Below are 14600 nucleotides of genomic sequence, written 5' to 3' on the forward strand. Positions count from 1 at the left end.
ATCAAAACTAAAAAATAAAGAAAAGGCCATTGCGATGATAAAAAAACAATCACTATTTTCATTACTGTTTTTAGCTATTTTTAGCTTATCCTGTAATCAAGTGTCAACACCTAGTAATGCAGTTTCTTTTGAAAGACTAACTGTCAATTCAAAAGAAAACCCTGTAACAATAGAAAGTGAAAAACCCTTATTTTCTTGGATTGCTGATGCAGAAGGTTTCAATAAATCTCAATCTGCATATCATATTTTAGTGGCATCTTCTGAAGACCAGTTAAACGAAAATGATGCTGATATTTGGAATTCTGGTGAAGTAAAAAGTGATAAATCTACTTTTGTGAAGTTTCAAGGCGAAGTTTTGGAAGCGTTGAAAACTTACTTTTGGAAAGTTAAGATTTGGGATGAAGAAGGTACAGTCTCTCGATGGTCGGATACGCAAACATTCCAAATGGGTTTAATGACCAACGAAAACTGGGGAGACTCTAAATGGATTACCTTAAATAAAGATACTAGGACTTCACCATACCGATTTAGGGATTATAAAACTGGACGTATGGATAAACCCGAACCTGTTGATGGCTTTCCCGCGAGCTATTTTAGAAATGAAGTTGAGGTTGAAAAAACTGTTGCTACAGCTGAGGCATATATTTGTGGTTTGGGTTATTATGAGCTGTATTTAAATGGCGAAAAAGTGGGCGACCATGTGTTAGATCCAGCGCCATCTAACTACGACAAACAGGCCTATTATGTAAAGTATGATATAACTGAAGACTTAAAATCTGGAAAGAATGCTTTTGGAATTATTTTGGGCAATGGTTTTTACGGACAAAATATTTCTTGGAAGCGTGACCCTGAGTCTGACAAAGATTTGGCTTATGGCCCGCCAACCGTTAAACTTTTGGTAAAGCTTAAATATGACGATGGTTCTAAAGAAGACTTTTATACAGATAGCACTTGGAAAGAATCTACTGGCCCTATCGTATTCAATAATATTTATGGTGGTGATACCTATGATGCCAGATTTGAATTAGGAGATTGGGCAACCGTTGGATATGATGACAAAAATTGGGGAACAGCAAAAGAAGCTTCACCTAAAATTAAAAGAATTAGTGCGCAACAAATGCCTGCTATCAAAAAGTTGAAAGTCCTAGAGCCTCAAAAGGTATTTAAAGGAGCAGATGGCGAATGGATTGTAGATTTTGGACAAAATATTGCGGGCTGGGTAAAATTAAATGTAAAGGAAAAAGAAGGGCAATTCATCGAAATTATAACTACCGAGGCCCTATTAACTGACGGAAGTGATATTTTTCAAGGTTCAACAGGAGGAGGAGCCAATGGCATGCCACAGATATATGAGTACATCTCAAAAGGTAAAGGACTGGAATCCTGGGAACCCAAGTTGAGCTATCACGGATTTCGTTATGCTAAAGTAAAGGGTGTTTCTACAAAACCAGATGCCAATATGATTAAAGCGGTATTGGTTGCAACCGATATTCAAGAAACCGGAAGCTTTACGTCTTCCGATGATTTATTGAATAAAATGCATAGCATCAGTAAATGGACTATTGTGGACAATGTGCATGGTATTCCAGAAGATTGCCCACACCGTGAAAAATGTGGTTGGTTAGGTGATGCTCATGCGTTTTGCGAGTACGCATTATATAATTATGATATGTATGATTTCTACAAGAAATACATGGAAGACATAAAAACGCAAATGCGACCAACTAAAGGGAATAATAACCCAGAAATTAAATTTCAAGTACCAACGATGATTGCTCCAGGAAAACGCACATCAAGTTATGCTAAGATTGATTGGGGTGTAGCAACGATGTACTTGCCTTGGTACAATTATAAGTTTTATGGCGATGATGAGATTGTAAAAGATTATTATCAGCCTATGAAGGGATTAACAGATTTTTATCTAAATTTTAAAGGTGAAAATGGGATTATGCAAGATGGTATGGGCGATTGGTGTCCGCCATTATGGGACAGACGTAAAAATCCATCAGCTATGGAATGCGACCCAATTATTTCGGCAAACACTTATTTTTATGATGTTTTAGGTATTATGGAGCGTTTTGCTAAAATGAATAATGATAAAGCTTATGAAGCTACTATGAAAGCTGAAAAGGAATCCTTAAAAAAAGCATTAAACAAAGAGTTTTTGGTTGGTATACCAAACACAAAACACAAATGGTATCAAAGTCAGACTGCTACTGTTCAAGCCTTACAATTTGGCATCGTACCAGAGGCAGAAATTGAATCTGTGGTAAATGGTTTAGCTCATGATATTGTTGCCGTAAAAGGTGGTCACCATTCAACTGGGATACATGGTAATAGATACATCTATACGGTGTTGACAAAATATGGTAAAGCAGATTTAGCGCATCAAATACTTACCACGCCAGATTTTCCAAGTCAAACATACGTGATGAATTCTGGATTCACCACGTGGCCAGAACGTCAATTTGTATGGGAAGAGATGGAAGGTCCCACAAACTCTTTAAACCATCCAATGCACACAGGTTTTGCAACCTACTTTTATGAGTCCTTAGGAGGTATTCAATCTTCAACAGAACAAGTAGGATTTAAAGAATTTGTTGTTAATCCAGAGTTTCCAAGTAAAGTAACAAGTACAAGTGTAACTGTGCCCACACCTTATGGGAATATTAAAAATGATTGGACTTCAGAAGATAATATTTTAACCATGAATCTTGAAGTACCATTTAACACAAAAGCCATAGTTATCTTGACACCTTCAGAATTAGAAAGTCTTGAAATCAATGGCGATCCTATTTCAGAATTTAAAGAAAACAACACCGTTGAAATTACAGATGGAGTAGTAATTTTGGGCTCTGGAGAGTATCAAATCAAATATTTAAAACGCTAAATTTTACAAAAACTATCATATCTTATTATTTAATAATGAAATTACCTTGTACTACCATTTTTAAATTACTAATTGTAGCATTGCTAATATCGAGCGTTAGTTGCAATTCAAAATCAAAAGCTAAACAAACTTTAGCATCAAAGGATCTAGCGCAAGCCCAAACAGGAAGCTTCGGCGACCAAGGTGATGGCACGTACATCAATCCAATTTTAAATGCCGATTATCCAGATTCAGATATAGAGCAAGTAGGCGATACATATTACATGATTACATCAAAACAACACATGTCGCCAGGGATGCCGATTTTAGAATCTAAAGACATGGTAAATTGGACAAACATTGGACATGTTTTTGATAGCTTGTCTTGGGCACCAGAATACAATTGGGATAGAATGAATGGCTATTCTTTTGGTACTTGGGCTGGGGATTTAGCATATCACGAAGGTATGTGGTATTGCTACCAAATAGATTATCAACACGGGTTAATGGTTTCAAAAGCAAAAGATATTAAAGGCCCATGGAGTAAGCCTATTTTTATGTTGCCAAAAGCCAAAGTGTTGGATGACCCAGCAGTATTTTGGGATAAGGAAACGCACAAAGCTTATGTTATCGTAAATACCGCAGGAAAGCAAAAAAGCCCCAATAATAAAATAGAAGGTAACGAAAACAGAATTTACGAAATGAGTTGGGATGGCACTAAAATACTTGATGAAGGCAAACTAGTGTACACTGGCATGGGCGCAGAAGCTGCAAAAATTTATAAAATTGATGATACTTGGTATATTTTTTTAGCACAATGGACTATGGGAGACAAGTCAACCAAACCAGGTGTGAAAAACCCAAAAAATGATAGAAAACAAATTGTATTGCGCTCCAAAGAAAGTATTTATGGCCCTTACGAAGTAAAAACAGTGTTAGAAAAAGGTAAAGCGTTTAATAATCGTAGCGCAAGCCAAGGTGCATTAATGCAAGCACCCGATAAATCATGGTGGTACATGCATCAATTGATTCAGAATGATACTATTCCATTTCAAGGGCGCCCACAATGTTTAGAACCTGTTAATTGGGTGGATGGATGGCCAATTATTGGCATAGATGAAGATAACGATGGCATTGGCGAGCCTGTAAAACAATATAAAAAACCAATAGACGGCTACCCAATTACAGCTCCAAGTTCTGATGATGACTTTTCATTACCTAAATTAGGATTCCAATGGGAGTGGAACCATAACCCTAGAAATACACATTGGTCTTTAACTGAGCGTTCAGGGTGGCTACGCCTTAAAGCAAGCAAAATATTACCAAACGAAAAAAGCTACGGCCCCAATATAAACGAGTGGACTAACAATGATGGTTCCGACTCCGATTTTTGGCGAGCTTGTAACACACTTAGTCAGCGTATCATGGGTATCACCACAGGAATAGCCACGGCAAAATTCGATATTTCGGGCATGCAACCACACCAGTTAGCGGGATTTGTACGTTATGGCGGCGTGTTCAATTTACTAGGTGTTGAGGTAGATGAAAACGGAAAAAAACATCTGTTCTATATCGATTCCATGGCGCAAAAAATGCAAGGGCCAGAAATAACAGGAAGCGATTTGTATGTTCGAACATCAAACAACAGCAACCGAGCTACTTACGAATATAGTTACGATGGCGAAAACTACACACGTTTCGGGCCAATATTTACCATAGCTTTTGGCAAATGGACAGGCGATCGTTTAGGCTTCTTTTCATGGAATAAAAAGGAAGATGCCGGTTATATCGATGTTGATTGGTTTACTTATGATTACGATGGACCCAAGGCGGCAAAATAGTTTATCAAAATATTGAAAATAATAATAAGTTGAGACAAATGAGATTACTAAGCATCGTATTTATTTTAACCCTGTTTGGGTGTAATTCAAAACAACAAGACGATGGCAAAGTTGTTAAAAAACCTAACGTACTATTCATTCTAGTTGACGATTTAGGGTATCACGATTTGGGAGTTACAGGAAGTGTTTTTTATGAAACACCTCATGTAGATAACCTAGCAAATGAAGGCGTAATCTTCACTAACGGTTACGCTGCCAGTCGTGTGTGTAGTCCATCTAGAGCTAGTATTATGACCGGTAAGTTTACGGCACGTCATGGTATAACAGATTGGATAGGGGCAAAGGCGGGAGAAGATTGGCGTAAAAGAAATCGTTATGATAAAATGTTGCCAGCTAATTATGTTATGCAGTTACCAAAAGAAGACTTTACTGTTGCAGAAGCTTTTAAAGAGCATGGCTATAAAACTTTTTTTGCTGGTAAATGGCATTTAGGAGGTGAGGGCTCTTATCCTGAAGATCATGGTTTTGATATTAATATTGCGGGTATTGACGCAGGAAGTCCAAGAGGAGGTTTTTTCGCCCCATGGAACAATCCTAAGCTTCAAAATAAACAAAAAGGTGAAAATCTAACCTTACGTTTGGCAAACGAAACCGCAGATTTCATAAGTAAACATAAAGACTCAACGTTTTTTGCATTCTTATCCTTTTACGCAGTACATGCACCTATTCAAACGACAGAAAACAAATGGAAAAAGTACAGAAACAAAGCCGATAGTTTAGGTATTGCAAAAACAGGATACCAAATGGAGCGAGTGTTACCCATACGCACAGTACAAGACAATCCTATTTACGGGGGATTAGTTGAAACTATGGATGACGCCGTTGGTATTGTTTTGAAAGCATTAAAAGATAACGGATTAGATGAAAATACTGTTGTGGTTTTTACTTCAGATAATGGAGGTGTAGCCTCAGGCGATCATTATGCTACTAGTAATTTACCTTTACGAGGTGGTAAAGGGTACCAATGGGAAGGTGGTATAAAAGAACCTTTTTTTATTAAAGTACCTTGGTTAAAAAGTGTAAAGTATTCAGAAGTACCTGTGGTAAGTACCGATTTGTATCCTACACTTTTGGATTTGGCAAATTTACCATTGAAACAAGAGCAACACATAGATGGTGTGAGCCTTAAGCCTTTATTGGAAGGAAATCAAACCAATATAGATAGACCTTTATTTTGGCACTATCCACATTATGGAAATCAAGGTGGTGAGCCATCATCTATAATACAAAAAGATGGATGGAAACTTATTCATTACTGGGAAGATGGACGTGAAGAATTGTTTAAACTACCTTCAGAAGAAAAAGATCATCAAAACATTCTGTTAAAATATCCTGAAATTGCGAAAAACTTAAGTAATGATTTAATGGCTTGGTTAACTTATGTTGGTGCAAAATACCCAACAAAAGACCATCTGTTTGATGAAATTAAACAGGATAGGCGTTTACAAACTATCATTTCGAAAAAGTTGCCAAACCTTGAGCAGCAAAGGCTGGAATTTTTATCCCTGGATTTTGAACCTAATAAGGATTGGTGGGGAAGTAAAATCACCATTGACTAAATTTATTTTCATTATGAATTACATTCCAAAGAAACTTAACAAGCTGTTGTTATTATTGGTTGTAGTAACGTTTTCGTGTAAAAACAAAGAAAAAGAGGTTGCTGCTAAAAATAAAGGTGATTTCATTTCAATCTTTAACGGTGAAAACCTTGAAGGTTGGGAAGGAGACCCCACATACTGGCGTGTTGAAGATAGTATTTTAGTGGGCGAGGTAACACCTGAAACCATTTTAAAACGCAATTCCTTTATCATTTACAAAAAACAACAACCAGAAAACTTCGAATTAAAACTAGAATACAGAATTTCAGAATTAGGAAACAGCGGTATCAACTACCGTAGTGAAATGATAGATGGTATGCCTTTTGCTCTTAGAGGTTATCAGTGTGACATTGATGGCAGAAACAGATTCACAGGGCAGAACTACGAAGAAAAAAAACGCACTACGTTAGCTTACATGGGTGAAACCGTAACTGTACCACAAATGCCCGATAGTATTCCAAAAAGTAATTTACGAAAAAATGTAAAACGTAATTGTTGGCAAACCCGAACCATCAGTAAAAACGTAAAGAAGCTAGAATTAAAGACACATATAAAACCTAAAGATTGGAATACAGTTCACTTAATTGTAAAAGACAATAAAATGCAACATTATGTAAATGATGTATTGTTTAGTGAGGTAATAGATTTAGACATAGTAAATAGTTCTATAAAAGGGTATATTGGTGTTCAGGTACATGTAGGACCACCCATGAAAATTGAATATAGAAATGTAAAACTAAAACATTTATAAAAGCGTTAAGATTGTGCAATGTCTTTGGCAAGTCAGTGTTAACGCTTAGATTTTAGGCGTTTAGTGAAAGGTAAGTGCAGAGGGAAGCCCATATCCATGTCCCAATTTACTATGGGGTGCGGTGTGAGGACCTGTAGCGTAAAGCTTGACCTGACCATAGTAGGGTAACGCTAAAATTAATATTTAACTACTGTTTTACTTTTTTGCTCGCCCAATGTATAGCACCTATTATATGTTTTCTAAATATGGGGTTTTGGTATAATTCTGGTCTATGGCCTAATTGGGTTTGAAAAATGCGCCCGCCATCAAATACATGATACCAAGCTATCGGGTGGTCGCCCATACTCATATCTTTCCCATTAAAGTTCTTCATTGTAATAGAGTTTTCGTCTAAAGAAATAAGAACGTTAACATTTTCGCGCGGACTTTTATTTAATGAGTACCATTCATCTTCCCAATCTATGCTCTCAATATCTAAGTGCTCGGTTGCAGGATGTGTGTTATCCTCAATAATAATTTTACCTTTTTGTACGCCCGAATGGCCTATAAATCTTGCACCAATTAAATCGCCAAACCATGGCCATTTTAATTCGGTTACTGTAGCGGAATGTACGCCAACAAATCCGCCACCAGATTTAATATACCCCTTAAAGGACATTTGTTGAGTTTCAGTCAAAATGTCTTTATTAGTTAAAAGGAAAACTACAACGTCAAACTTGTTTAAAATACCTTTTGTAAAGAATGTGGCATCCTCTGTAAAGGTACACTTCCAATTATTCTCTTCCGCCATCTCAACAAAACCTTTAATAGCTTCGGGTAAACAAGTGTGCCTGTAATGTCCGGTTTTAGTGAAAACCAATACATTCTGACCGAACCCAGGACTATTAAAGCCAATAACTAGAAGTATAATAATGAGAATTCTCATTGTGTTTAAAATGTTTAATTGTAAAAATAAGTCAATTTAAACGTTTATTGTATCCTGGTGTAACATGATGTAAATAGTATTTTAACAAATAAAGTAACTGATATAATTTAATAAACAGATTTTTGAGGCTTATGTCTTAGAGCAGTTGCATGTTGCTGCTCTAATGGAAATTAGATACAAAAATATGATGAACTTAAATTTTAAGTAAAATATGTCTCAAATAGTATATGTTTAGTTGGTAGTTAACATCTAATTATAGAATTTTGAAAGACTTGAGGTAAAAAACTATAATGATTATGGAAAAGAATAAGCTAATGTTAGGTATTGTGTTTATGTTCTGTATATTCACAATATTTTACGCATGCTCCAAAGCTGAAAATTTAGAAGAGGAAATAATCGAGATACCTGACCCAGAAGAACCGGAAGAGCCCGCAGGACCGGTAGCCATAAACGAAGCCGATATTGATGCCAACAAAATAGCTACTATAAACACTAGTGCAGTAGTAGCACAATTTTATAACTTTTGGTCCACCCGGCCAATGATAAATCAAACGCGATTTAATAGCGCCAATTTTAGAAACTCGCTACAGCCGATAAAAGATTATGTGAAAAGCTACAATTTAGTAAGAACAATGGGGGGCAGAACGGATAACCTAAATATGTTTTATCAGGGTGTTGATGCCTCAGGTAACATTATTACTGATTTTAGTGGACTAGTTACCAGCATGAGAAACTTTATGAGTACTGGCTTTAAACCCAGAATAGTTTTAAGTAAAGTGCCTTGGGAGATGGTTGCTGATAAAGTGGTTAATACCTATGGAAACACAAGTCCCCCAGATAACTATGATCAGTGGAGACAATATGTAAATGCGTTTTTAACCACACTTGTGGATGAATTTGGTATGCAAGAAGTTAAAACGTGGCGATTTAGGGTAAGTACAGAGCCCAATTATACCCCCAACCATTGGAATGGAACCATGGAAGATTATTTTAAACATTACGACATTACTGTTGATGAAGTATTAAAAGTGATTCCAGATGCAATTGTTGGTCCCGGTAATATGCTAACCGAAGCCAGTGTTGCTACATATACAACAGAGTTAATCGATCATTGTGCCAATGGCACCAATTATGCAACAGGGGCAACAGGGACTAAAATGGATTTCTTTAGTATTTCATATTATGAAAAAATAGATCAAAATACAGTAGCCCTACCCAATAAAATTCAGCCTTACAGAAACAAGTTGAATAGTTATTCTCAGTTTAGCAACATTCCTTTAGATATACAAGAATTTGGAATATTGCGGGATGAAAACCGTAAACGAGGTTTAAGCTTATCGGATGCAACTGAACTTGGAGCGAGTTGGTATGCTACCGTAGCCGACATGGTACACGATTTTAGGATTAATGAAATTTACGATTGGGGTCAAGAAATAGAAAGTAGTGATTTACCTCAAGGTAGAAAAAATGTAATGCGAATGTTCCAAAAGATGGAAGATGGTAACAGGCTGGAAGCAACAGATAGTTTTAGTGGTTACGCTGGCGTAATTCCAGTAGTTAAAGGCGATGTTATTTATTTATTAGTTTATAACCATAACCCTTCCAGAACAAGTACAGCTAGCCGTACTATTTATCCCAAGCTTGAAGGTGGCCTTATTTCAAGTGGAAACACATGGAAGATGAGCGAATGGACAGTAGATAAAAACAACGGCATCATGATGCACGAACTTTATAAAGATGTAAGAGCAGCTGGAGTGTCTGAAGATCCAAACGGACGTATATACGGCAACAGACCCTCTGATAGGTTTGGTAATGAATGGAAAAATGTGCTAAATGCTAATATATCCAAGTATGAAAATCTGACAAAACTCCCAAAAACGGTTACAGATTCGGTGGTAATTAAAGGGAACGGAAGTCTTATACTCAAAGTGGATTTAGAACCTCATGCCGTAAAGCTATATGAGCTTATTCCAGAGTAAAAAATTAAGCGGACTTATGAAAATTCAAAAAACAAAAACCCACATAAAAAAAATAGTTTTTTTTATTTTATTTGGCTTCTCTACACTGACCGTTTTTAGCCAAATCAAACATGGACTTCGTGATGATTTAGGTAGGCACGTTATTCCTAGAGGATTTGTTGTAAATACCAACGACCATAAAGGTGAAGTATTTTTTGATAGTGACGACTATGCCCGCATGGTAAGGATGGGTGCAAATTACCAGGTCATTCGTTTGGAGTTAGGAAAATTAAGTGCCTTTCCTGGAGGTCAATTAGAACCCAACTACTTAAAAAAGCTGGACACCCTGGTTACTTTGGGTAAAAACCACGACATCAAAACGGTGTTTAAAATGACGGTTTATGGTGTAGATGAATTTAAGTGGGAAGAGTTTTGGCTGAACCGCAAAAACGAATACAAAACATATATTGACGCATGGAAAGTAGTTTGGACTAGGTACGCTAATAATAAAGCAGTTGTAGGATATGATGTGGTAAACGAACCACGAAAACTTACTATGGATATCTCTTATGAACAGTTAACTCATACATATCTAATTCCATTATACCAAAAAATTATAGATGAAAGCCAAAAGATAAATGCAGATAAAAAGATATTGATTCAGTCGATATTTATGAATAAAGGCGAAGGCATTGATAATAATCAATATGCTGAAATTACAGCACCTATCAATCGTAAAAATGTAGTTTTTGCACCACATATTTATCAAAATAAGATTGATTTTATCAAACCTGTAATGGATCGTTTTGATAAAGAATCTGATTTGTTAAAGGCCCCAATTTTAATTGGGGAATGGGGTTTCCCAACCTTTGCTAAAACCGACACCTTAATAAGTGGTAAGTTAGGGCAATTAGAATATAGAGAACTATACATTAAAACCGCTGAGGTTTTTGATAGAATGGGAGTTGGCTCAATTAAAGCTTGGTTTTTAGGTAACAGAACCATGCAACATTTTTTACCAGGAGGCCCTTCAACTTGGGCCATTTTTAGTGATAGTACCGATGCAGGAACAGTAGAGCGAAAATATATTACGGACGTTATTTCCAGACCATTTCCACAAAAAATAGCAGGAAATATACAATCGTTCTTCTTCAATCACGCCACAAGAACATTAGATGTTAATTTTATACCTAAAAATGAATTAGGTGTTTCAAAGATTTTTATAGGAGCAAACAGGCACTATCCTGATGGTTTTTCAGTATTAGTAGGTGATGATATCAAACTATATCTCAACCCTATAAAAAACGTGGGGTTAGAAGTTTACAAAATACCAGAAAGTGTTGATGCTTTAAACTTTATTTGGGATGAAAAAACACAAAAACTTATTATCTTGAAATGGCCAAAAACACACAAAAATCTTAATGTTCGAATAGTTCCAGGTATTCGAAATTTTTAAACAATTCAATTTTTTTTAGTATATTAAAATGACAAATGAAATCTCCAAAAGTAAATTTCTTTTTTTTCTTCTTTTAACCTTGATTTATACGTCTTGCGAGACTAAATCTGATAATATTTCAGAGACGTTCGAAAAAACAAGAACAAAATATAATTTCAACCCCGATTGGAAATTCTTGAAAGACAACCCACAAGACGCACAAAACACAAGTTTTGATGACACCTCTTGGAGCACGATTAGTTGTCCGCATACCTTTAATGATAGCGATACGTTTGATGATTACAGCCTTGGGCATCACGATGGTGAAGAAAACCAATGGCGGGGTACGGTGTGGTATCGTAAGCATTTTAAATTACCAGAATCAGATCAAGGAAGAAAAGTATTTATTGAATTTGAATCGGTACGTCAAATTGCAGATGTTTACATCAATGGCGTGCATTTAGGGCAAAATCAAACAGGGTTTATTCCTTTCGGATTTGATTTAACACCACATTTAAAATATGATAGTGAAAACATCTTAGCTGTTAAGGTAAACAATGACAGAGGCGATCATTTTAGAGATAATTTCCCGTTAGTTTGGAACCACGAACATTGGCACCCTACACATGGTGGTATTTATAGAAATGTATTTCTACATGTGATGGATCCGCTACACATCACCTTACCACTTTATGATAATTTAGAAACTTTAGGTACTTACGTTTATGCAGGAAATATATCAGAAACCAATGCAGATGTATTTGTAAACGCTGAGGTTCAAAATGAATATGATGAAGCAAAGAAGGTAAGTTTTGAAGCTAAAATATTTAATTATGAAGGTAAACTAGTAGCATCATCCACAACACAACAAAATATTGAAGCAGGAGAAAAATTTACTTTTTCCACTAAGACAAACGTTGAGAATCCAAACCTTTGGTACACTCGACATCCTTACATGTACACTGTAGAGAGTGTGTTAAAAATAGACGGAAATCCAGTGGACTCATACAATACACCACTAGGTATAAGAAGTTTTAAGTTTGATAAGGATAAAGGCTTCTTCAATAATGGCGAGCATACCAAATTGCATGGTTGGGGGCAAAAACCTACCAATGCTTGGGCAGGATTAGGGGCGGCCCTTCCAGATTGGTTGCGTGATTATACCTTTCAATTAATGGATGAAGCTGGCGGAAATTTCATAAGATGGGGTCATTGTGCAGGTTCGCCTGCTGAAGTAGACATGGGCGATAAATATGGTTTTGTAACCTTAATGCCTGGAGTAAGTGGTGAGAGTGAAGATAAAGGCGAGACATGGGATATTCGTATTAAAGCCTTTAAAGATATGATTGTGTATTATCGTAACCACCCATCAATCTTTATTTGGGAAGGCGGTAATTGGGCTGAAAGTGAAGCGCATTACCAGGAGATTTTAGATGTTATAAACACATTTGATCCTAATGGAAAACGCCTTATGGGTAACAGAAGGGCTGACGTTAAAAACGATTCCGAAGGCTATATTTCAATTGAAATAGGTACAGAAGGTTGGGAACGTGAATATCCAGATTTACCTCTTATAGAAAGTGAGTATATGCGAGAAGAAGCACCTAGGCGTATTTGGGACAAGCACTCGCCAGATGATAATTTTTTCAGTCACCCTAATATTGAAAAGAATACTTATAAAATTACCTCTGAGCAATTTGCTGCAAGACAAGTAAAACATTGGTGGGAAAAAATGGGTAGAAAGGCATACCATGTTGGTGGTGCAAACTGGATTTTTACTGATGGTACACATGGTGGTCGCGGACAAACCGAAGTCACTAGAGCAAGTGGAGAGGTAGATGCAGTACGTTTACCAAAAGAGGCATTTTACACTACTAAAGCAATGTGGCGTCCAGAACCACAGATACATATTGTTGGGCATTGGAATTACGAAAAAGGTACCAAAAAAGACATTTTAGTAGTCTCAAACACAGCAGGCGTAAAACTTTATATAAACGAAATATTAGTTGCAGAAAATATGTCACCTACAAGTGGGTATTTATTCACTTTCAAAAATGTAGTATGGGAAGCTGGCGAAATAAAAGCAGAAGGTATCATTAATAATGAAGTTAAGGTAACACAGGCCAAATCCACAGCAGGAAAGCCTGTAGCTTTAAAATTAACACCAATTAGAGGTCCTAAGGGATGGCGTGCCGATGGTTCTGATGTTGCGCTTATTGATGTAGAGGTAGTTGATGCCGAAGGTAGAAGATGTCCACTCGCCAAAGGACGTGTTGATTTTACAATTGAAGGGCCAGCCATTTGGCGAGGCGGTTACAACAGTGGTAAACAAAACTCCACAAATAATTTGTACTTAGATATTGAAGCAGGTATCAATCGCGTAGCGGTACGCTCTCTTTTAGAAGCAGGAGAAGTAACAATAACAGCTACACAAAAAGGTTTGCCAACAGCGCGTGTAAAATTAAACTCAAATCCTGTAGATATTAAAAATGGATTAGCCACTGAATTGCCTCAAGTATTTGAAAATGTGCTCACCGAGGAGCCAAAACCAATATATACTCCAGAAATCCCAGAATACATTCCTGGAAAAACAAATAAAAGTAAATTATTTACAAAATTCAGCTACACAGGCGATGGTAAAGCCATGTTACGTACCAATATGCATTGGGGTAAAAAGGCGTATACAGATATGGAGGAAAATTACACAGTAATACCACAATATCTAAGAGGTTCGGAGTATATACGCACCCCAAATTCAGATGGCAAATATTGGGCTAGAGACCAGTTACAATTCATCGCTGGGATGAAAATGCACATCTATGTATTACATGATGATACTGTAAAACGACCAGAATTCCTTGTAAGCGATTATAAAGACACTGGCGATAATATTAAAGTGGGTAATGTTGTAATGTCTATTTTTCATCGTGTGGCCGAAGCTGGCGAGAGTATAATCATGGCAGGGAACAGCGATGGGGATGCGCCAAAGGTTTGTAGGATGTACACGGTAATTGGAAAGAAGTATTAAAAAAAGTCTGATTGGCTTTTTAGGAGCCTGACTGGCGGGGTTAATGCGAGCAAGTCTGTTAACACAAACACTATACGAACCCCTTAAGCAATTTGGCAATAACAGTACGAATACAAACTAAACAAAACTATAATA

The 14600-nt window shown here is 36.6% G+C and carries 8 protein-coding genes; 7 read left to right on the forward strand and 1 reads right to left on the reverse strand.

The features are described from left to right. The first annotated feature begins 34 nt into the window (after window positions 1-34). Genes EYD45_RS10285 through EYD45_RS10300 form a run of 4 tightly spaced genes read left to right on the forward strand, consistent with a single transcriptional unit; the run spans window position 35 to window position 7119 of the window. On the forward strand, window positions 35-2890 hold the full coding sequence (locus EYD45_RS10285) for an alpha-L-rhamnosidase (RefSeq protein WP_130964465.1): 2856 nt from the start codon (window positions 35-37) through the stop codon (window positions 2888-2890). Window positions 2891-2925: 35 nt separating this feature from the next. Then, the gene (locus EYD45_RS10290; protein ID WP_130964466.1) at window positions 2926-4710 is read left to right on the forward strand and encodes a glycoside hydrolase family 43 protein; all 1785 of its coding nucleotides are present in this window, start codon (window positions 2926-2928) and stop codon (window positions 4708-4710) included. Between the two features lie 38 nt (window positions 4711-4748). Beyond that, the gene (locus EYD45_RS10295) at window positions 4749-6329 is read left to right on the forward strand and encodes a sulfatase (RefSeq protein WP_130964467.1); all 1581 of its coding nucleotides are present in this window, start codon (window positions 4749-4751) and stop codon (window positions 6327-6329) included. Between the two features lie 13 nt (window positions 6330-6342). Then, window positions 6343-7119 (forward strand): 3-keto-disaccharide hydrolase, encoded by a 777-nt coding sequence (locus EYD45_RS10300; protein WP_130964468.1) that lies wholly within the window; start codon window positions 6343-6345, stop codon window positions 7117-7119. Window positions 7120-7306: 187 nt separating this feature from the next. Here the strand turns inward: EYD45_RS10300 and EYD45_RS10305 are convergent, their stop codons facing one another. Continuing rightward, window positions 7307-8044: a ThuA domain-containing protein gene (locus EYD45_RS10305; protein WP_130964469.1), complete on the reverse strand. Its 738-nt coding sequence runs from the start codon at window positions 8042-8044 to the stop codon at window positions 7307-7309. Window positions 8045-8340: 296 nt separating this feature from the next. Here EYD45_RS10305 and EYD45_RS10310 point away from each other — a divergent pair, with 296 nt between their 5' ends. From EYD45_RS10310 to EYD45_RS10320, 3 genes are read left to right on the forward strand one after another with little or no spacing between them, the layout of a single operon-like run. Continuing rightward, window positions 8341-10023, forward strand: a complete 1683-nt coding sequence (locus EYD45_RS10310) for a GH39 family glycosyl hydrolase (protein ID WP_233702616.1) — start codon at window positions 8341-8343, stop codon at window positions 10021-10023. 16 nt (window positions 10024-10039) lie between these two features. Further along, window positions 10040-11458 carry a cellulase family glycosylhydrolase gene (locus EYD45_RS10315; RefSeq protein ID WP_130964471.1) on the forward strand — a complete coding sequence of 473 codons (1419 nt, stop codon included), beginning with the start codon at window positions 10040-10042 and terminating at the stop codon, window positions 11456-11458. 28 nt (window positions 11459-11486) lie between these two features. After that, window positions 11487-14465, forward strand: coding sequence for a glycoside hydrolase family 2 protein (locus EYD45_RS10320; RefSeq protein WP_130964472.1), 2979 nt, complete (start codon window positions 11487-11489; stop codon window positions 14463-14465). The last annotated feature ends 135 nt before the right edge of the window (window positions 14466-14600 follow it).

This window comes from Hyunsoonleella flava, from assembly GCF_004310325.1.
Classification (GTDB): Bacteria; Bacteroidota; Bacteroidia; order Flavobacteriales; family Flavobacteriaceae; genus Jejuia; species Jejuia flava.

Bases quoted from the DNA above. Each gene is read 5' to 3' on its own strand.
- EYD45_RS10295 (WP_130964467.1), top strand. From the start codon at position 4,749: ATGAGATTACTAAGCATCGTATTTATTTTAACCCTGTTTGGGTGTAAT.
- EYD45_RS10305 (WP_130964469.1), bottom strand. From the start codon at position 8,044: ATGAGAATTCTCATTATTATACTTCTAGTTATTGGCTTTAATAGTCCT.
- EYD45_RS10315 (WP_130964471.1), top strand. From the start codon at position 10,040: ATGAAAATTCAAAAAACAAAAACCCACATAAAAAAAATAGTTTTTTTT.
- EYD45_RS10290 (WP_130964466.1), top strand. From the start codon at position 2,926: ATGAAATTACCTTGTACTACCATTTTTAAATTACTAATTGTAGCATTG.
- EYD45_RS10300 (WP_130964468.1), top strand. From the start codon at position 6,343: ATGAATTACATTCCAAAGAAACTTAACAAGCTGTTGTTATTATTGGTT.
- EYD45_RS10310 (WP_233702616.1), top strand. From the start codon at position 8,341: ATGGAAAAGAATAAGCTAATGTTAGGTATTGTGTTTATGTTCTGTATA.
- EYD45_RS10320 (WP_130964472.1), top strand. From the start codon at position 11,487: ATGACAAATGAAATCTCCAAAAGTAAATTTCTTTTTTTTCTTCTTTTA.
- EYD45_RS10285 (WP_130964465.1), top strand. From the start codon at position 35: ATGATAAAAAAACAATCACTATTTTCATTACTGTTTTTAGCTATTTTT.